This is a genomic window from Aggregatibacter kilianii, assembly GCF_003130255.1.
GTDB classification, from domain to species: Bacteria; Pseudomonadota; Gammaproteobacteria; order Enterobacterales; family Pasteurellaceae; genus Aggregatibacter; species Aggregatibacter kilianii.
Window position 1 is genome coordinate 1,618,299 of the sequence record NZ_NRCN01000001.1, and the last position, 19,374, is coordinate 1,637,672.

Sequence of the window (19,374 nt, forward strand, 5' to 3'; positions counted from 1 at the left end):
ATTTGTTTTTTGTTGATTTTGTGACGTAGGGCAAATTTCTCAGAAAAAAATCACCGCACTTTATGCTTATTTTTGCGCTTTGAAAGCAAATATGATACTTTTCGCCTGTCAATCCGACGGTAATAGTTAAATTTTTTATGAACGAAGAACACTCGACCAATCAACCTGAAACCGGTAAAAAATCTTTTTTCCAATCTCTTTTCGGGCGTTTTTTTCAAGGCGAACTGAAAAATCGCGAAGACTTAGTGGAAGTTATCCGCGATTCCGAACAAAACGATTTAATCGACCAAGATACCCGCGAAATGATTGAAGGCGTTATGGAAATCGCCGAACTGCGCGTGCGTGACATTATGATTCCCCGTTCTCAAATTGTGTTTATTGAAGCGGATCAGGATTTGGATTCCTGTTTGGATACCATTATTGAATCGGCACATTCCCGCTTTCCGGTGATTAATGATGCAGGTGATCGCGACAATATCGTTGGTATTTTGCACGCCAAAGATTTACTGAAATATTTACGTGCCAACGCAGAAGAATTTAACCTGCCGGATGTGATTCGCCCGACAATGATCGTGCCGGAAAGCAAACGGGTGGACAGAATGTTAAAAGATTTCCGTTCCGAACGTTTTCACATGGCGATCGTGGTGGATGAATTTGGTGGGGTCTCAGGTTTGGTAACCATCGAAGATGTATTGGAGCAAATCGTCGGTGATATTGAAGACGAGTTTGATGAAGAAGATGTGGCGGATATTCGCCAGCTTTCCCGTCACACTTACGCGGTACGGGCATTGACGGACATTGTGGATTTCAACCAACAATTTAATACGCAATTTACCGATGAAGAAGTGGACACCATCGGGGGCGTGATTATGCAGGCGTTTGGTTATTTACCAAAACGTGGCGAAGAAATTACACTGGAAAATCTTCACTTTAAAGTGACTTCCGCCGATAGCCGACGCGTCATTCAACTGCGTGTCACCGTGCCGGACGGGCATTTGCCGGAGAGAGAAAAAACAGAAGGGGTTATCGACTAGTTTTTTATGTTTAATATGCCAATCCACCGTCTTCTTTAAAAAATAGGGCAGAGGGGTTGGATTAACGAAGAAAATAATTGAAGTTGTACTTTCAACGATGGCGCGCGTTTTCCAACGCGTGCCGTTTGTTTCATTAAATAACAAAAATTTAGGAATTCGCATCGGGAGATGCGCCCATCATGTTTATGAACAAATACTTAACTTATCTTATCGCACTGAGCTCTGGCCTTATTGGCGTGTTTGCTTTTGCACCTTTTAATTATTGGCCTCTATCTTATGTTTCCTTGCTCGGATTAATTTGGGTAATAAAAACGCCACAAAAATCCACCGCACTTTTCTCTGCATTTTTATGGGGCTTGAGCTTTTTCACGTTCGGTGTGAATTGGTTGCACGTCAGTATTCATCAATTCGGTGATGCCCCCTTGATGCTGAGCTATTTGTTAGTGGTGGTATTGGCAGCCTATTTATCTTTATATCCGCTTCTCTTTGCTTATTTAGTACGCCGTTTTCAAGTACAGCGGGCGGTGCTTTATCCTGTGCTATGGACGCTGACCGAATTTCTACGTGGCTGGGTATTCACCGGTTTTCCTTGGTTGCAATTTGGCTACACCCAAATCGATAGTCCGTTTGCGGGGATTGCCCCGATTTTTGGCGTGACGGGATTAACGTTCTTTGTGATGTTCGTAAGTGCGGTCATTTTTAACGGCGTTTCTGCGTTGCTAACGGTGCCACGAAAAATGAATGTGGCTGTTGCCAATGCTTTGATTTTGGCTGTTGTCGCTGTGCTTGCCGGCTATGCTTCCAAGGCAAAATATGTACAAGAAAACGCCGATAAAGCCGTTAATGTCACTCTAGTTCAAGGCAATATTGAACAAAACTTAAAATGGGATCCGAATTATTTGTATCAAACCATGGAAAATTACGGTCGTTTGATCGGCAGTAATTTGGGGAAAACGGATTTGATTATTTTGCCGGAGGCTGCATTTCCCACTTATGAAAACAGTATTCAGCCGTTTTTCGATATGTTGCAATCCATGGCGGAAAAAGCAAATACGGAAGTGATGATCGGTACGATTTATCAAGATGAGTCCGTAGGGAAATTGCTCAATTCCATTGTGGTGGTCGGCAATAAAAATGTGCCTTATGAACTGCAAACGACGAATCGTTACAACAAACATCATTTAGTGCCGTTTGGTGAGTATGTGCCGTTAGAAAGTCTTTTACGCCCGCTTGGGTCGGTGTTTAACTTACCTATGTCGGCTTTCCAAAGCGGAGATTTCATTCAAAAACCGCTATCGGCAAAAAATTTGAATTTCACTGCGGCGATTTGCTATGAGATTATTTTGGGCGCGCAGCTACAGAAAAACCTTGTGGCCAATTCCGATTTTATCGTGACAATTTCTAATGATGCCTGGTTCGGTAATTCTATTGGCCCGTGGCAGCATCTACAAATGGCGCAAATGCGGGCATTGGAGTTTGGCAAACCGGTCATTCGCGCAACCAACACGGGCATTACCGCATTTATTGATGCACAAGGGAAAATCGTGGCACAAGCGCCACAATTTGTGGAAACCGTGTTAACACATAACATGGCGCCGACGGAAGGCAAAACGCCTTATGCTGTGTTAGGTGATACACCTTTATTTATTCTAAGTGCGGTCTTTTTCTTATTGCATTTATTGGGTGGATTAATTCAGCGCCGCATATTGAAAAAGGTGCAACATCCTACGGCTTAAAAAACAAAAACACCGGATATTCTCCGGTGTTTTTGTTTGTTCGGTTAAGCGAAAATTAACGGCTACGAAAAATAATGCGGCCTTTGCTTAAATCGTATGGTGTCATTTCTACGGTAACTTTGTCGCCGGTTAAAATACGAATATAGTTTTTACGCATTTTGCCGGAAATATGTGCAATTACCACGTGGCCGTTTTCCAATTCAACGCGAAACATAGTGTTTGGTAAGGTTTCCAGAATCGTACCTTGCATTTCAATGCAATCTTCTTTTGCCATTTGATCCTCTAAAATAATTAATCGGTTTTCCCGCCGGCGTCTTTGGCGGAATCTCATACAAAAAGTCGGTGCGGATTATACCGTTTTTGTTGGTGGCAAGAAAGTTTTTTAACTAAAAAAGCAACAATGGTATTTGTGCACGGCAGAAAGGAATACGGTTTATGTATAAAATCTTGTGAGCTGAATTTTATAAGAATGTGATTGTGCCTTGATTTTCCTTAACTAATTGTTACGTCGACAGCACAAAACTGATATATTACAAGCGATTATCATTTAGTAAAAAAAGGAGAGTTTATGTCAATGCAAGTGATTCTTTCGACGCAATCCGCCTCTTCCGCATGGGGGAAAAATGCGTTAATCAGCTTTAACGAAGAGAAAGCTACCCTTCATCTAGCGGATTATTCCGACCGCACCTCCGTGCAAAAAGCCGCTCGAAAATTACAAAACCAAGGCATTGCTCACGTTATTTTAAGCGGAGAACACTGGCAATTAGAAACCTGTTGGGCATTTTACCAAGGGTTTTATAATGCGAAGCTAGATTTCAATATCCAATTTCCAATGCTCTCCGCAGAAGCACAAAAAGAATTGGATAATCGCATTCAATGTGCCGCATTCGTGCGCCAGATCATCAACTTACCGGCAGCAATTTTAACCCCGGAAGAGCTTGCCCAACGTGCGGCAAAGTTTATCAGCCAAACAGCAGACCAATCGGGCAAGCAAAGTGCGGTCAGTTTTTCCATCGTTTCTCGAGAGGAACTGCTTGAACGCGGTTATCACGGCTTATGGCAAGTGGGTAAAGGCTCGCAAAATCTGCCTGCAATGTTGCAACTTGATTTCAACCCGACGGGCAACCCTGACGCACCGGTGTTGGCTTGTTTGGTGGGGAAAGGCATTACATTTGACAGCGGTGGTTATAGCATTAAGCCAAGCGATGGCATGAGCACCATGCGTACTGATATGGGTGGGGCAGCATTATTAACCGGTTCGTTGGGCTTGGCAATTTTGCGTGGTTTAAATCAACGGGTGAAATTATTTCTTTGTTGCGCAGAAAACTTGGTCAGCAGTCGTGCTTTCAAATTGGGCGACATTATTAAGTATCGTAATGGCGTAACCGTGGAAATTTTGAACACCGATGCGGAAGGACGCTTAGTATTAGCGGACGGTTTAATTGATGCCGATGCACAACAACCGCAATTTATCGTGGATTGCGCTACCTTAACCGGCGCGGCAAAAGTGGCCGTGGGCAATGATTATCATAGTGTGTTGTCCATGGATGATAATCTGGTCACCGAGTTATTTTGCTCCGCCGAACAGGAAATGGAGCCGTTCTGGCGCTTGCCGTTCGCCGAGTTACATCGCGGACAAATTAAAACGGCTTTCGCCGATATCGCCAACACCGGCACCGTTCCGGTGGGAGCAGGGGCTAGCACAGCAACGGCATTCTTGTCATATTTTGTAAAAAACTACCAACAACATTGGTTGCACATTGATTGTTCCGCCACTTATCGAAAAACGCCAAGTGATTTATGGGCAACCGGCGCCACCGGTATTGGTGTACAAACCCTGGCTAACTTATTATTAACCAAAGCAAAACAACAGTAAGAGGATGTTATATGAGCTTACAACGAACGTTATCTATTATTAAACCGGATGCCGTGAGACGCAATTTGATCGGTGCTATTTTAGCTCGTCTTGAACAGCAAGGTTTTAGCATTGTTGCGGCTAAGATGGTGCATTTGAGCAAAGAACAGGCGGAAGGATTTTATGCCGAACATCAAGGTAAACCGTTTTTTGAATCGCTTGTGACTTACATGATGTCCGCCCCGGTGTTGGTGAGTGTGTTGGAAAAGGAAAATGCCGTGCAAGATTATCGCACGTTAATGGGCGCGACCAATCCTGAAATGGCTGCAGAAGGCACGCTCCGTCGTGATTTCGCGCTAAGTCAACGGGAAAACGCTGTTCACGGCTCTGATAGCCTTGAAAGCGCAGCCCGTGAAATTACCTATTTCTTTGTAAGTGAGGAAGTGTTTTAACTATTAATCACAAAATAAAAGCCACTTTGTGAAAGCAAAGTGGCTTTTTTATTAGAAAAAGTGCGGTGTTTTTTTGTATTTTTTTTGTAAAGAATTGTAAGTGATTGTAAGTAATGTCAGTTTAATATCTATGATCTGAAAATTATATTAAAGTATCGTTATTCTTGTCTTGAATCTTGCCTAGATGCTTAACTAAAAGTTAAGTGATTTATCTTTGTGTTAGTTTTTTCTTCTGTAAAACTTCTATTTTTTCCTTTTTATTCAATTACTTGCATTGTTGTCTCTAGGCTTGCTGGGGATGTTTTTATATTAAATTAAGTTTTAAATTTAATCACTGAAATGTGACTTTGTTTTTTATAATTTAATTTATTTTTATGTTTTTATTGTTGTGTTTTTTATACTTATTTTATTATATTTTTTTTGTGTTATTTATTATTTTTTTTTTGATTTATTTATTTATTTTATTTAATTTAATTTTTTCACTTATTTTATTGTGGTTTAAATTGTTTTTTTTCTTCGGTGTTTGTTTTTGTTTGCATTTTTATTTGTTGTAAATCAATGACTTGATTTGTTTTGAGTGGTTTTTTTTATATTTATTTTTTTAATTTTATTTTTTCTATAATTCAATTTATTTACTTTTTGATTTCTGGTCTAACCAGTTTATTTTGATGTGAACTGTGTTAATTTTTATTGGTCACACTAGCGTATATGAAGCTGTAATTCAAAATATTTTGGTGAATTTTAAAGCGGTTAAATTTTAAGCTGATTTAAAGTTTAATTATTGGGTTAAATTTAAGAGATGTCATCTATGGATCTTAAAAATTATAAAATTGGTGTAATTGGGTTGGGCTATGTAGGATTACCGTTAGCCGTAGAGTTTGGTAAAAAAATATCTACCGTTGGGTTTGATATTAATCAAGAGCGTATTGATGAATTGTCTGCTGGAAAAGACCGCACGCTAGAGGTTTCTTCCGAGGATTTACAAGCCGCAACTCACCTTACCTATACCGCAGATTTGGAACAATTAAAGCAATGTAACTTTTTTATTGTGACCGTTCCAACGCCTATCGATGATGTGAATCGTCCTGATTTAACACCACTTCAAAAAGCGAGTAATACCGTCGGTCAAGTCTTGAAGAAAGGCGATATTGTGGTTTATGAATCTACCGTTTATCCGGGAGCTACGGAAGAAGTTTGTGTGCCGATTCTGGAAGAGGTTTCCGGTTTGAAGTTTAACCAAGATTTCTTTGCCGGTTATAGCCCTGAACGCATTAACCCGGGGGACAAAGTTAATACCTTAACCACCATTAAAAAAATTACCAGCGGTAGTACGCCGGAAATAGCCGAAGTGGTAGATGCCGTTTACGGTAGCATTATTACAGCGGGTACGCATAAAGCTTCTAGTATTAAAGTAGCTGAAGCTGCAAAAGTGATCGAAAACACTCAACGCGACTTGAATATTGCGTTAATCAACGAACTGTCCATTATTTTTGAACGTATCGGTATTGATACATTAGATGTTTTAGAAGCTGCCGGTAGTAAGTGGAATTTCTTGCCATTCCGTCCGGGTTTAGTCGGCGGACACTGTATCGGCGTCGATCCTTACTATCTGACCCACAAAGCGGAAGAGGTAGGGTATAACCCGCAAGTTATTTTGGCCGGTCGTCGGATTAACGATGACATGGCGAGCTATGTGGCGCAAAACACCATTAAGTTAATGATTAATAACAATATTGATGTAGCGAAAGCTAAGGTAGGTATTTTGGGTGTGACTTTCAAGGAAAACTGCCCGGATATTCGTAACAGTAAAGTCATCAATATGATCAAAGAATTCCAACAATGGGGCGTTGATGTTGTTGTGTCTGACCCTTGGGCTGATGTAGAAGAAGTCAAAGAAGAATACGGTTTAAATTTAGCAACTATTGACTCCTCTCATCCGGTAGATACCTTGGTGGTCGCTGTGGGGCATAAGCAATTCCGTAATTTAGATTCCGCTACTTTACGTTCTTTTGTGCGCTCAGAAAAACCGGTATTGGCTGATGTGAAGAGCCTATTTAATCGTGATACCTTGGCAGATCAAGGCTTCAGTGTCTTCCGTCTATAACAGTGAGAGAAACATAAGATGAAAAAATTCGCATTAATCGGCGCCGGTGGTTACATTGCACCGCGCCATTTAAAAGCCATTAAAGACACCGGTAATACTTTGGCTGTGGCCATGGATATTAATGATTCCGTTGGGATTATGGACAGTCATTTCCCGGAGGCTGAATTCTTTACCGAATTTGAAGAGTTCGAAGCTTATGTGGACGATCAAAAATTAAAAGGCGAACGTTTAGACTATGTCGCCATTTGCTCACCGAACTATTTACATGCACCACACATGAAGTTTGCCTTGAGAAACGGCATTAATGTGATTTGTGAAAAACCGTTGGTGTTGAACTCCACCGATTTGGATATGCTGTCCGAATATGAAAAGAAATATGGCGCTAAAGTTAATTCCATCCTGCAATTAAGATTACACCCTTCCATTCTTGCATTGAGAGACAAAGTGGCGGCAGCACCGGCAGGAAAAGTGTTTGATGTGGATTTAACTTATCTGACTTCACGCGGTAAATGGTATTTAAAATCATGGAAAGGGTTTGACGAAAAATCCGGCGGTGTTGCTACCAATATCGGTGTGCATTTCTACGATATGTTGCACTTCATTTTCGGTAAGGTTGTGAAAAACGAAGTGTATTACCGCGATGAGAAAACCGTGTCAGGCTACTTAGAGTACGAACGTGCCCGCGTACGTTGGTTCTTGTCTATCGATGCCAATAATCTTCCGTCCAATGCGGTGCAAGGCGAAAAATTAACCTATCGTAGCATTACTATCGAGAATGAAGAGCTGGAATTTTCCGGTGGCTTTACCGATTTGCATACACAAAACTATCAATTAGTTTTGGAAGGCAAAGGTTATGGTTTGGAAGAAAATCGCGCTGCTATTGAAACCGTAGAATATATTCGTACGGCGGACATTATTAAGAACCCGGCGCATCCGCACCCGTTCTTAGCTAAAGTGTTGAAATAAGCTTATTTAACATACTCATATCGACTGCACGGAGACTTTTAGAGCTTAAAGTGCGGTCATTTTTTTAAGTGTTTTTGCGCCGTCAACGCAGAATTTTGAAAACGGAAAACATTATGGATTTTTACCAACACGAAACCGCCATTATTGATGAAGGCGCGCAAATCGGTGAAGGCTCGCGTATTTGGCATTTTGCTCATGTTTGTGGTGGGGCCAAAATCGGCAAAGGCGTTTCTCTAGGACAAAATGTCTTTGTCGGCAACAAAGTCACCATCGGCGATAAATGTAAAGTGCAAAATAATGTTTCGGTCTATGACAACGTACATTTGGAAGAAGGCGTTTTCTGCGGGCCAAGCATGGTCTTCACTAATGTATATAACCCACGTTCGCTGATTGAACGAAAAAACGAATATCTCGACACCATTGTGAAAAAAGGGGCGACGTTAGGTGCCAATTCTACCATTGTGTGCGGGGTTACTATCGGTGCTTATGCCTTTGTAGGCGCGGGAGCTGTGATTAATCGCGATGTGCCGGATTATGCCCTTATGGTCGGTGTACCGGCAAAACAAATCGGCTGGATGAGTGAATTCGGCGAGCAGTTGGATTTGCCTTTAGAAGGGCAAGGTGAGACGCGTTGCCAACACACGGGTGCGATTTATCGTTTAGACGGTCAACAAGTAACTAAATTGTAATGGGATAGTAAGATGGAATTTATTGATTTAAAAGCACAGCAAGAGCGTATTAAAGCCAAAATTGATGCCGGCATTCAGAAAGTGTTGACACATGGGCAATATATTTTAGGCCCAGAAGTGACTGAGTTGGAAGAAAAACTGGCGGCTTATACCGGGGCAAAATATTGTATTAGTTGTGCTAATGGTACAGACGCATTACAAATTGCTCAAATGGCGTTAGGCATTGGTGTGGGTGACGAAGTGATTACCCCGGGTTTTACCTATATCGCTACGGCTGAAACAGTTGCCTTACTTGGTGCCAAACCGGTTTATGTCGATGTGGATCCGAAGGCTTACAATCTCGATGTCAATAAATTGGAAGCGGCCATTACCCCGCGCACTAAAGCGATTATTCCCGTGAGTTTATATGGTCAATGTGCCGATTTTGATGCGATTAACCAAGTGGCGCAAAAATACAATCTTCCTGTTATTGAGGATGCGGCACAAAGCTTCGGCGCAACTTATAAAGGTCGTAAAAGTTGCAACCTATCCACCATTTCTTGTACCAGTTTCTTCCCAAGCAAACCTTTAGGTTGTTATGGCGACGGCGGTGCGATCTTTACTAACGATGAAGAATTGGCCACGGTGATCCGCCAAATTGCCCGTCATGGACAAGATCGTCGTTATCACCATATTCGCGTTGGCGTGAATAGCCGTTTAGATACGCTACAAGCAGCGATTTTATTGCCAAAACTGGAGATTTTGGAAGATGAAATTCTTGCCCGTAATGTAGTGGCAGAGAACTACAATGATTTATTTAACGCAGCTGGCATTATGACTACGCCGTTTGTAGAAGAGCACAATCGTTGTGCGTGGGCGCAGTACACTATTCAAGTGGAAAATCGTACCGAAGTACAAGAAAAATTGAAGGCACAAGGCATTCCAACTGCTGTGCATTATCCGATTCCATTAAATAAACAACCGGCGGTGGCTGATGCGCAAGTGAGTTTACCTGTGGGTGATCGCATTGCAGAATGTGTTATGAGTTTGCCTATGCATCCGTATTTAACTGTGGAAGAACAGCAAGTCATCGTAGAAAGTTTGGCATAGGATTTTTTGCATGGATCGAGAGAATTTACGCGTATTGCTGGTGAGCGATATGGGGCATATTGGTGGCACGGAAATTGCTACGCTCATTGCGGCGACCGAATTAAATCCCTTGGTTGCCTCGGTGGGAGTATTTGGTAAAACCGGTCCGTTGTTTGAGCATATCGCCGGCCTTGGTGTGCACCAGGTAAGTGCTGATTGCCATACTAAAAATCCATTTAAGTTATTGGATTACGTTTACAAATTGGTCAAGACGGTTAATGACAATAATATTGATGTTATTCACGCCCAAATGGCGCGTCCTTTACCGTTTATTTGGTTAGCGAAAAAATTCTTTAAAAATAAAGATGTTAAGATTTTTTGGACATCCCGTGGTTTAGATCATGAGACTTATCAAAAAGTCGTACCGTTTTTTGCCAAAATGGGTGTGCGCGGCTTAGGCAATTGTAAGTTGGAACAGCAAAAACTCATTCGTTACGGCTATCCTGCGCATAAAACCGATTATGTCTATAACGCTTACCGTTTGACGCCCACCACGCGTTCAATGAAGTCTTTGGATAAAGAGAGTTTCACCATCGGGACGTTATCGGCGCTTAGAGAAGGGCGTAGCGTTGAGCTGTTTTTAGAATTGGCAAAATATATGCTGACTCACCAACCGCAACGCAAACTGCGCTTTGTCATCGGTGGAGATGGTAACCATCGTTCCGAATTGGAACGTCTGGCAGATAATTTGGGACTTGCGCAACAAGTCGAGTTTTTAGGACGCGTAACAGATGTCGCCGCGTTTATGGATCAAATAGATGTCTTTGTCAGCCCATTGGTGGTTGATGGTGATACCGGCGCGGGGTTATCCAATTCTATTGTGGAAGCCATGATCATGAAAGTGCCTGTGTGTGCTTTCCGTGCAGCAGGCATTGAGGAAATTGTGATTAACGGCGAAACGGGACATCTCATTGAGCCTCGGGACATTCCTGCCATGGCAAGTGCGGTGGAAAATACGATTGTTTTTAAAGACGCGACAGAATCCTACGTGAATCAGGCTTACGATTTAATTATTCGTGAATGTGATCCGAAGGAATACGCACAAAAATTATTAAGGCTTTACAAGGAACTCTAATGCATATTCTGCTGTTACCTTCTTGGTATCCCTTACATGATAAAGATTTGAATGGCTGCTTCTTTCGAGAACAGGCACAAGCGTTGGCTCGTAGTGGCATCAAAGTCGGAGTTATTGCTCCGCAGTTTCGATCTTTGCGATTAGGAAAAGAAGCCGTTTTTGGCAAATACAACCAAACGGTATGGCAGGATGGCGACGTTGCTACCTATTTTAAGCACGGCGTATTTTGGTTCCCAAAAGTACCGCACTTAGACTTAAGACGTTGGGTGAATGCCGGATTAGCGTTATTTAAACGCTATGTAAAAGAACAAGGCATGCCGGATTTACTCCATGTGCATAGTTTATTACACGCCGGCCCCTTGGCATTGGAGATTCATCGTCAATATGGCATTCCTTATTGTGTCACCGAACACAGTTCTGTATATGGCAGAGGTTTGGTGAAAGATTGGCAAGTGTCTAAGTTAAAAGAAGCAGAACTGACCGCCGGTAAGTTATTGGCGGTGAGCAAAAGTTTGGCGGATGTCTTAAAAACAAAACTTAACGGTAAAGATTGGACGGTGTTCCCGAATTTGTTGGATAACGTGTTTGTTGAGAACACAACGGATATCCCAAGAAAAGAGCAACTTTGTGCAGTGGCTTTTTTACACCAAAATAAAGGGTTTGATGTGTTACTCAAGGCTTTTGCAATGGTGATTAAAGATTATCCGAATTTACATTTGACTATCGCCGGTGATGGTCCTGAAAAAGCCAATTTGACGGCATTGATTCAGCAATTAAATTTAACCAATCATGTGTCTTTACTTGGCGCGCAAAACCGAACCCAAGTACGGGATTTAATGCGTGAAAGCAGGTGTCTTGTAGTCTCCAGCTACATTGAAACCTTTGGTGTGGTGGTGATTGAGTCCCTATCTCAAGGCACACCGGTAGTCGCTACATTGTGTGGTGGTCCGGAATCTATTTTAACAGAAGGTGATGGATTGTTTGTCAAAGTTAATGATGAGAAAGCGTTGGCAAAAGGTATTTTAGAATTTTTAACGCATCCGGATAAATTTGATCACAAGGAAATTCGCGAGCGCTGTATTGCTACCTATTCCGAGCAAGCCTTTGTGTCGAGATTGCGTGCTATTTATGAAGAGATGTTAGATAACAAGTAACGCTATGATTAATTTAATATCCATGGTCTTTGTCAGACAGATTTTAGTCGGCGTTTTACAGGTCATTACTTTAATTATTATTGCTAGAGGTCTTGGTACCGAGCAAATGGGGCAATACACGTTAGCCATATTGTTGCCGACGTTGTTTTCGCAAATGATTACCTTTGGTTTGCAAAGTGTGAATATTTACGCCATTGGCAGAAAGATTGTGAGTGAACAACAGGCTCTATATGCCAATTTAGTGTTGCTCGCGGCAATTTCCCTTTTAACGGGAGGGATTTTGTTATTGGTGGTGCATTATTTCGGGCAATACTTTTTTAATGAAGTGCCGGTGAGTCTGTTGTATTTATCTATTGCTGCGCTTTTACCCCAAACCTTTTTTACCGTGTTGCCTTCTTTAGTACAGGCAATTCAAAACTTTAAATGGTTTAACATTTTGTGCGTAGCACAGCCGGCAATGATTTTTGTGGTCTCCATGATAGCTATTTTATTAGCTCAAAACGTGGAGTCAGTGTTGACTGCGTATGTAATTAGCCACTGGATCAGTTTCTTTATCTTAATTCGAATTATTTTGAAGCTGATAAAAATCGAAACCTATTCACTGATTAAGTTTTTGAAAGAGTTTTTCGGTTACGGACTGAAATCCCATTTAAGTAACATTATTACTCTACTGAATTATCGTTCGTCATTGCTGATTTTAGGTTATTTCACTACGCCGGTCGTTGTGGGGATTTATTCCGTAGGAATGCAGTTAGCTGAAAAATTATGGCTACCTTCGCAGGCCGTGAGCACAGTATTGTTGCCACGCTTGTCTAATAAATTAGGTGAGGGGAGTGATGCGCAAGAAGTCGCGAAACTCACGTTAGATACCGCCAGAATGACGTTGTTGGTGACCATGGTGATTGGCGTGGCTTTTGCGTTGTTATCCTCCGTGATTGTGAATTTATTATTTGGTGCCGCTTATGATCAGGCGGTGTATGTCGTGTTGTTGTTATTGCCGGGTATCTTGGCGTGGACGCCATCGCGAATCTTAGCGAATGACTTGGCAGCACGCGGGTTTGCCGAATTAAATTTAAAAAATTCGTATTGGGTCTTTGCGATTAATACTTTGTTAAACCTCTGTCTTGTACCGTTCTTCGGTTTAATCGGTGCTTCTGTCGCTACCACAGTCGCTTACACCATGGATTTAGTACTGCGTTTAAAGGCCTTTGATCAGGTAACCCAAAGCGGTGCCTTTATCAATATCGTACCGAAGTTGTCAGACTTTAAAATGATGCTGAGTTTTGCCAAAGGAATAAGAAAAAATGCAAGATAAAAAACACATTTTGTTAGTCGCGCCTTATGTGACTTTCCCTGATGAAATGGGCATGAATCGCTTTATCTATTTGGCAAATTTATTGACCGATGAATTTGATGTCACTTTAGTGACCAGCAGATATTGCCATTTTTTGAAAAAACACCGTGAAAATCGACCGCACTTGGATAATGTCAATGTGGTGTTATTGGATGAGCCGGGCTATGAAAAGAACGTCAGCTTAAAACGCATAACCAGTCATCATCAGTTTTGTCGCAATTTTGAAGTTTTTTTACAAAATTACGAGAAGAAAATTGATGTGGCCTATTCCGCTTATCCGTTAATCAAAACCAATTATATTTTAGGTAAATACAAAGCGCAGAAAGGCTATAAATTGATTATTGACGTACAGGATGTCTGGCCTGAGGCTATTGCCGGGCCGATTTCGTTACTTTCCGGTAGTCTGGGTAAATTGTTAATGTGGCCGATTACGCAGTATGCGAACAAAACTTACGGCTATGCTGATGCTTTGGTGGCGGTGTCCGATACTTATTTGCAACGTGCGGATGTAAATCACTTACCTGCCAATTTAAAAACCGCTGTGTATATTGGCGCGGATACGCTTTTCTCAAAGGCGAATCGTGCTACTACAGATAAATTGGTTGCCGTTTATTTAGGTACGATGGCCGGCAGTTATGATTTGGAAACCGTGGTGCGCGCAGCACCTTTATGCCATGAAAATGTCACGATTCAATTTATTGGCACGGGTCCTCATGAGCAATCTTTACGCCAATTAAACGAGCAATTAGGTGGTCATGTGACGTTTTTAGGCGTGCAGGCTTATCAAGATGCCATGAGAATACTATCTGAATCCGATGTGGCGTTAAATGCGATTAAAGCGTCTTCACAAGGCAGTATTACCAATAAATTATCCGATTACATGTGTTGCGGCTTACCAATCTTAAGCTGTCAGAAACACCCGGAAGTAGAAAAATTGTTGGCTTTGGGTGGTGGTATTCAGTATCAAGCCGGTGATTTTGCAGGATTAGCAAAAGCATTAAATGAGTTGGCGGCAGATAGAAATAAATTGACCCAAATGTCGGCAACGAATCAAAAACTGGCGCAGGAACGATTTTTGAGGTCCCGTTCTTATTTGGCAATCAAAGAACTTATAAAGAAATTATTGTAAATGCATATTAAATATAGCAACGTATTCAAACTGTTATTGTTATTCGGGTTAGCGTTAACCGTACTTTCACCGGCCTTATCTAATTTATTGGGCTTGCCCCGGTTAGATAGTGGGTTGAGCTTTTTTTTCGTCGCTTTATCCCTGCTAGCATTGTTCTTTAAGAAAACGGAAACGGACTTTTTCAAATTTTTGGTTCCGCTGTATGTGCTCTTCTTTGCCGGTTTTCTATCCGTGCTGAGTTCATTTTCCACAGAAAAGCTGGTGGATTTTTTCTTCTTCGGTTTAGTGATATTTATTTTCCATTATTCTTTCTTAGCCTTCAAAGAGGGTAACAGTGAAGATGAAATCCGTTATTTATTGTTAGGGATTTCGTTATTTATGTTATTGGGTTTTTTTGTCGAAGCACTGCTAGGTTTCCAGTTGGTCTCCGGTAATGATGAGTTAACAGTAACGGATAATGCCTTCAAAGGCTTTTTCTTTAACACTAACGACCAAGCAGTGGTGACCGCGTCATTAGAATCAGCAGTAGGCTTTTTCTATATCGTGCGTGGTGAAAGTCTTAAGTTAAAGCTTATCGGTTATGGATTGCTGTTGATCATGAGCGTAGTGATTATTGTCAGCGCCTCCCGTACGGTATTAGCAAGCTATCTAATTATGCTCATGCTGTTGCTCTTCTTAAATGCGTCCGCTTATTTCAAAGTCTTATATCTATTGCTGGGCTGCGTTATCGTCCTGTTTATTTTCAACTTGTCTTGGTTGCAAGAATTATTCATCCAGTTATCGAAGATTGATTGGTTGGAACGTCCTATTGAACGTTTTTCACTGGCCATCTTTTCGGTGAATGACGACAAATCCGTCGGTTATCGTACGGAGATTTATACGGTGTTCTTAGATAATTTCAAAATTCTTTGGTTAGGTTATGGGCCGCGTGATTACATCCAATATTTTGATCAAATTAAACTTAGTTTCCCGTTGGGCTACACCAACCCGCACAGTTTCTTTATTGAAGTGTACTTAGCCTTTGGTATTTTCGCTTTTGTGGCTTTTATTGGTTTCTTGCTATATGCCGTGTTTTATACGTTGGTAAGCCATATCCTAAAATGGAAAGAAAAGATTTTTATTTTATTTATTATTGTTAATTTCTGTTGGATGGTTTGGGTTCCGTCTTCCATTTTCCGTTTGCCGTTGGTTTGGTATCCGTTATTTTTGGTGTTGATTGACACGATTTTGAAAAAGTACCACGTATTTTCTGAGGATAGGTAATTCTTATGCTGAAACGCCTTTTTGATATTTTGGTTTCGTTATTTGTACTGATTTTGTTTTCGCCGCTTTATTTATTCTTGGCTTATAAAGTGAAAAAAAATTTAGGTTCGCCGGTGCTATTTAAACAGATTCGCCCAGGGCTACATGGTAAGCCTTTTGAAATGGTGAAATTCCGTACTATGAAAGATGCTGTTGATGAGCAAGGCAATCCCTTGCCTGATGCGGAACGGTTAACCGCATTCGGCAAAATGTTACGTGCCACCAGTTTGGATGAATTACCGGAATTTTGGAATGTACTAAAAGGTGAAATGAGTTTGGTCGGTCCCCGTCCGTTATTAATGGAATATTTGCCGTTGTATAACGAGAGTCAAGCCAAACGCCATGAGGTAAAACCCGGTATTACAGGTTATGCCCAAGTAAACGGACGCAATGCCATCAGTTGGGAACAAAAGTTTGAGTTGGATACTTGGTATGTTGAAAACCGTTCCTTCTGCTTGGATATCAAGATTTTATTTAAAACTGTTTGGAAGGTCGTAGCAAAAGATGACATCAATGCTGTGAATGATGCCACTATGCCGAAATTTGAGGGAAATAAAAAAATATGAATATTTTAATTACATCCGCAGGACAACGTGTTTCTTTGGTCCGAGCATTTAAAACCGAATTGTCGAGATTGGTAGAAAACGGCAAAGTGTTTACCGTTGATTTAAATCCTGTACTTGCTCCGGCTTGTCATGTTTCCGATGCGTATTTTCAGGTTCCGCGAGTGACCGATGCTATGTATATCGACACCTTGCTTACGATTTGTGAAGAAAATGCCATCAAATTAATTATTCCAACGATCGATACGGAATTGCTCATTCTAAGTGAATATCGTGAGTTGTTTAGTCAAAAAGGCATTTTTATTTCGGTCAGTGATACCGAGTTAATTAAAAAATGTCGTGATAAGAACTTGACGCATAAATTATTTACTGAATACGGTATTGATATTCCAAAGCAATTTAATAAAAACAATTTAGAGTTTCCTTTATTTGCGAAACCTTATAATGGCAGTTTAAGTAAAGGGATTTTTGTGGCAAATCATGCAAAAGAGATTACACAAGAACAATTAAATAATTCTGAGTTAATTTTTATGCAATATATTTCGCCGGAAGAGTATGACGAGTATACGGTAGATTGTTATTTTGATAAAAATTCGGAATTAAAATGCTTAGTGCCGAGAAAACGTATTTTTGTGCGGGCAGGTGAAATTAATAAAGGTGTAACCAAGAAAAATCATATTGTTTCCGTACTGTTAGATAAATTAGCAAATTTAAAAGGTGCCCGTGGTTGCATTACAGTTCAAGTGTTTTATCACAAAACCGAATGTAATGTATTAGGGATTGAAATTAACCCACGTTTTGGAGGTGGTTATCCGTTAAGTTATTTGGCTGGAGCAAATTATCCTAAATGGTTAATTAAAGAATATTTATTTAATGAATATATTCCCGTGTTTGGTGATTGGGAAGATAACCTTTTAATGTTGCGTTACGACGCCGAAGTTTTGGTGCATGATTATGAAAAATAAAGCATTAGTTTTAGATCTTGATGACACATTGTATGCCGAAATTGATTTTCTTTATTCCGGTTATAAACAAATTGCCATGCGTTTAGAACCGGATGACTGGAAAATGTTGTTTAATGATTTGGTTAAGTTATATTGTAACGGTGATAATGCGTTTCAATATATTGCGGACAAATATAAGGTGGATTTGCCTACATTATTAGATTGGTATCGATTTCATTTGCCGGAAATTAAACTTTTTCCAAATGTAGAAAATATTCTTAATCATTTGAAAGAAGATTATAAGTTGGCGGTAATTACCGATGGTCGTTCAGTTACGCAACGTAATAAATTAAAGGCCTTAAATTTAGAAGGTATTTTGGATTATGTGGTGATTTCTGAAGAAATTGGAAGTGAAAAGCCTTCGTTAAAAAATTTCTCTTGTGTGCAGGATGAATTGCAATGCGAGAAATATATTTATTTGGCAGATAATCCGAAAAAAGATTTTGTCACACCGAATAAATTAGGATGGGAAACGATTTGCTTGCGGGATAAAGGCAGTAATATTCATAAACAGGATTTCAATATTCAATCGGAATTTCTACCGCACTTTTATATTTCTGAGTGGTCAGAACTAACATCAGTGCTTTAATTATTTATCATGAAGGAAAATATCTATGCTTAACACCTCTTTTGAACCTTGGCCGTCATTTACACAAGAAGAAGCTGATGCCGTTTCACGTACCATTTTATCTAATAAAGTGAATTATTGGACCGGTACAGAATGCCGTGAATTTGAAAAGGAATTTGCCGCATACACACAAACAAAATATGCCGTGGCGCTAATGAACGGTACGGTGGCATTGGATGTTGCCTTAAAAGCGTTAAATATCGGTGCAGGCGATGATGTGATTGTGACTTCACGTACCTTTTTAGCTTCTGCCAGCGCCATTGTGACTGCCGGCGCCAACCCAATTTTTGCCGATGTGGAATTGGATTCGCAAAATATTTCCCGTCGTACTATTGAGGCGGTATTAACGCCGAATACCAAAGCGATTATTTGTGTGCATTTGGCTGGCTGGATGTGTGATATGGACCCGATTATGGCATTGGCAAAAGAAAAAGGCTTATATGTCATTGAAGACTGTGCGCAAGCTCATGGTGCTATGTATAAAGGGAAGCCCGCCGGATCTATCGGGCATGTCGGCGCATGGTCGTTCTGCCAAGATAAGATTATGACTACCGGTGGTGAAGGCGGTATGGTCACAACGAATGATGAAAGTTTGTGGAAGAAAATGTGGTCTTATAAAGATCATGGCAAAGATTTCGACAGTGTCTATAACAAACAACATCCGCCGGGATTCCGTTGGTTGCATGATTCTTTCGGCACAAACTGGCGCATGTTGGAAGTGCAAGCCGTCATTGGGCGTATTCAATTAAAACGCATGGCGGATTGGACGGCACAACGTAATAAAAATATGCAATTTATTTTTGATTCCTTTGGCGATACGCCATTTTTCACCGTGCATAAGCCAAGCGAGGATTATGTGCATGCGGCGTATAAATGCTATGTGCAGGTGAATTTGCAGGCTTTACCGGAAGGCTGGACGCGGGATCGTATTATGCAGGTGATTAATGACCAGCAGGTGCCTTGTTATAGCGGTTCTTGTTCTGAAGTGTATTTGGAAAAAGCCTTCGATAACACGCCATGGCGACCAAAAGTGCGGTTAAAAAATGCAGTAGATTTAGGGGAAACCAGTTTAATGTTTTTGGTTCACCCGACATTAAGCGAAAGCAGTCTTGAACGTTGTCGTCAGGCAATTAAACATGTGATTCAACAGTTAGCCGCTGAGGCAAAATAAAGAGGCCGGATACTCGTGATTAAGTCTTGT

The 19,374-nt window shown here is 40.9% G+C and carries 18 protein-coding genes; 17 read left to right on the forward strand and 1 reads right to left on the reverse strand.

The window, feature by feature from the left end:
* Positions 1–137: 137 nt before the first annotated feature.
* Both corC and lnt read left to right on the forward strand, forming a co-directional pair.
* The gene (gene corC / locus DK428_RS07650) at positions 138–1,034 is read left to right on the forward strand and encodes a CNNM family magnesium/cobalt transport protein CorC (protein ID WP_109063503.1); all 897 of its coding nucleotides are present in this window, start codon (positions 138–140) and stop codon (positions 1,032–1,034) included.
* Between the two features lie 185 nt (positions 1,035–1,219).
* Entirely contained in the window at positions 1,220–2,770 is a 1,551-nt protein-coding gene (gene lnt / locus DK428_RS07655; RefSeq protein WP_109063504.1) for an apolipoprotein N-acyltransferase, read from the forward strand.
* Positions 2,771–2,825: 55 nt separating this feature from the next.
* Here lnt and infA read toward each other — a convergent pair whose 3' ends face one another.
* Entirely contained in the window at positions 2,826–3,044 is a 219-nt protein-coding gene (gene infA / locus DK428_RS07660; RefSeq protein WP_109063505.1) for a translation initiation factor IF-1, read from the reverse strand.
* A gap of 300 nt (positions 3,045–3,344) precedes the next feature.
* Between infA and pepB the strand changes: the two genes are divergently transcribed.
* From pepB to DK428_RS07740, 15 genes are all read left to right on the forward strand, one after another.
* Positions 3,345–4,646 carry an aminopeptidase PepB gene (gene pepB / locus DK428_RS07665; protein ID WP_482746757.1) on the forward strand — a complete coding sequence of 434 codons (1,302 nt, stop codon included), beginning with the start codon at positions 3,345–3,347 and terminating at the stop codon, positions 4,644–4,646.
* Between the two features lie 11 nt (positions 4,647–4,657).
* Positions 4,658–5,077: a nucleoside-diphosphate kinase gene (gene ndk / locus DK428_RS07670; RefSeq protein ID WP_109063507.1), complete on the forward strand. Its 420-nt coding sequence runs from the start codon at positions 4,658–4,660 to the stop codon at positions 5,075–5,077.
* Between the two features lie 808 nt (positions 5,078–5,885).
* A complete protein-coding gene (tviB, locus tag DK428_RS07680; protein WP_109063508.1) occupies positions 5,886–7,181 on the forward strand; it encodes a Vi polysaccharide biosynthesis UDP-N-acetylglucosamine C-6 dehydrogenase TviB in 1,296 nt (431 codons plus the stop codon).
* A gap of 18 nt (positions 7,182–7,199) precedes the next feature.
* Positions 7,200–8,147, forward strand: a complete 948-nt coding sequence (locus DK428_RS07685; protein ID WP_109063509.1) for a Gfo/Idh/MocA family protein — start codon at positions 7,200–7,202, stop codon at positions 8,145–8,147.
* A 113-nt stretch (positions 8,148–8,260) separates the two neighbouring features.
* The gene (locus DK428_RS07690) at positions 8,261–8,836 is read left to right on the forward strand and encodes an acyltransferase (protein ID WP_109059959.1); all 576 of its coding nucleotides are present in this window, start codon (positions 8,261–8,263) and stop codon (positions 8,834–8,836) included.
* Positions 8,837–8,848: 12 nt separating this feature from the next.
* Entirely contained in the window at positions 8,849–9,925 is a 1,077-nt protein-coding gene (locus DK428_RS07695; protein WP_109063510.1) for a DegT/DnrJ/EryC1/StrS family aminotransferase, read from the forward strand.
* 10 nt (positions 9,926–9,935) lie between these two features.
* A complete protein-coding gene (locus tag DK428_RS07700) occupies positions 9,936–11,039 on the forward strand; it encodes a glycosyltransferase (RefSeq protein WP_109063511.1) in 1,104 nt (367 codons plus the stop codon).
* Positions 11,039–12,193, forward strand: coding sequence for a glycosyltransferase (locus tag DK428_RS07705; protein WP_109063512.1), 1,155 nt, complete (start codon positions 11,039–11,041; stop codon positions 12,191–12,193). Before DK428_RS07700 ends, DK428_RS07705 begins: the two co-directional genes overlap by 1 nt.
* A 4-nt stretch (positions 12,194–12,197) precedes the next feature.
* Positions 12,198–13,508, forward strand: coding sequence for a flippase (locus DK428_RS07710; RefSeq protein WP_109063513.1), 1,311 nt, complete (start codon positions 12,198–12,200; stop codon positions 13,506–13,508).
* Positions 13,498–14,676: a glycosyltransferase gene (locus DK428_RS07715; protein ID WP_109063514.1), complete on the forward strand. Its 1,179-nt coding sequence runs from the start codon at positions 13,498–13,500 to the stop codon at positions 14,674–14,676. The genes DK428_RS07710 and DK428_RS07715 overlap by 11 nt, the downstream gene beginning before the upstream one ends.
* Complete coding sequence (locus DK428_RS07720; protein ID WP_109063515.1) at positions 14,677–15,939, forward strand: O-antigen ligase family protein; 1,263 nt, start codon at positions 14,677–14,679, stop codon at positions 15,937–15,939.
* A gap of 5 nt (positions 15,940–15,944) precedes the next feature.
* Positions 15,945–16,544, forward strand: a complete 600-nt coding sequence (locus DK428_RS07725) for a sugar transferase (RefSeq protein ID WP_109063516.1) — start codon at positions 15,945–15,947, stop codon at positions 16,542–16,544.
* On the forward strand, positions 16,541–17,506 hold the full coding sequence (locus DK428_RS07730) for an ATP-grasp domain-containing protein (RefSeq protein WP_109063517.1): 966 nt from the start codon (positions 16,541–16,543) through the stop codon (positions 17,504–17,506). The genes DK428_RS07725 and DK428_RS07730 overlap by 4 nt, the downstream gene beginning before the upstream one ends.
* Entirely contained in the window at positions 17,496–18,134 is a 639-nt protein-coding gene (locus tag DK428_RS07735) for an HAD family hydrolase (protein ID WP_109063518.1), read from the forward strand. The genes DK428_RS07730 and DK428_RS07735 overlap by 11 nt, the downstream gene beginning before the upstream one ends.
* A 25-nt stretch (positions 18,135–18,159) precedes the next feature.
* Positions 18,160–19,344, forward strand: a complete 1,185-nt coding sequence (locus DK428_RS07740; protein WP_109089984.1) for a DegT/DnrJ/EryC1/StrS family aminotransferase — start codon at positions 18,160–18,162, stop codon at positions 19,342–19,344.
* Positions 19,345–19,374: the final 30 nt, after the last annotated feature.

Excerpts from the sequence above, each read along its gene's own strand:
- ndk (WP_109063507.1), top strand. The coding sequence starts at position 4,658 with ATGAGCTTACAACGAACGTTATCTATTATTAAACCGGATGCCGTGAGA.
- DK428_RS07725 (WP_109063516.1), top strand. The coding sequence starts at position 15,945 with ATGCTGAAACGCCTTTTTGATATTTTGGTTTCGTTATTTGTACTGATT.
- DK428_RS07685 (WP_109063509.1), top strand. The coding sequence starts at position 7,200 with ATGAAAAAATTCGCATTAATCGGCGCCGGTGGTTACATTGCACCGCGC.
- infA (WP_109063505.1), bottom strand. The coding sequence starts at position 3,044 with ATGGCAAAAGAAGATTGCATTGAAATGCAAGGTACGATTCTGGAAACC.
- lnt (WP_109063504.1), top strand. The coding sequence starts at position 1,220 with ATGAACAAATACTTAACTTATCTTATCGCACTGAGCTCTGGCCTTATT.
- DK428_RS07730 (WP_109063517.1), top strand. The coding sequence starts at position 16,541 with ATGAATATTTTAATTACATCCGCAGGACAACGTGTTTCTTTGGTCCGA.
- pepB (WP_482746757.1), top strand. The coding sequence starts at position 3,345 with ATGCAAGTGATTCTTTCGACGCAATCCGCCTCTTCCGCATGGGGGAAA.
- DK428_RS07695 (WP_109063510.1), top strand. The coding sequence starts at position 8,849 with ATGGAATTTATTGATTTAAAAGCACAGCAAGAGCGTATTAAAGCCAAA.
- DK428_RS07710 (WP_109063513.1), top strand. The coding sequence starts at position 12,198 with ATGATTAATTTAATATCCATGGTCTTTGTCAGACAGATTTTAGTCGGC.
- DK428_RS07705 (WP_109063512.1), top strand. The coding sequence starts at position 11,039 with ATGCATATTCTGCTGTTACCTTCTTGGTATCCCTTACATGATAAAGAT.
- DK428_RS07715 (WP_109063514.1), top strand. The coding sequence starts at position 13,498 with ATGCAAGATAAAAAACACATTTTGTTAGTCGCGCCTTATGTGACTTTC.
- DK428_RS07720 (WP_109063515.1), top strand. The coding sequence starts at position 14,677 with ATGCATATTAAATATAGCAACGTATTCAAACTGTTATTGTTATTCGGG.
- DK428_RS07690 (WP_109059959.1), top strand. The coding sequence starts at position 8,261 with ATGGATTTTTACCAACACGAAACCGCCATTATTGATGAAGGCGCGCAA.
- corC (WP_109063503.1), top strand. The coding sequence starts at position 138 with ATGAACGAAGAACACTCGACCAATCAACCTGAAACCGGTAAAAAATCT.
- tviB (WP_109063508.1), top strand. The coding sequence starts at position 5,886 with ATGGATCTTAAAAATTATAAAATTGGTGTAATTGGGTTGGGCTATGTA.
- DK428_RS07700 (WP_109063511.1), top strand. The coding sequence starts at position 9,936 with ATGGATCGAGAGAATTTACGCGTATTGCTGGTGAGCGATATGGGGCAT.
- DK428_RS07740 (WP_109089984.1), top strand. The coding sequence starts at position 18,160 with ATGCTTAACACCTCTTTTGAACCTTGGCCGTCATTTACACAAGAAGAA.
- DK428_RS07735 (WP_109063518.1), top strand. The coding sequence starts at position 17,496 with ATGAAAAATAAAGCATTAGTTTTAGATCTTGATGACACATTGTATGCC.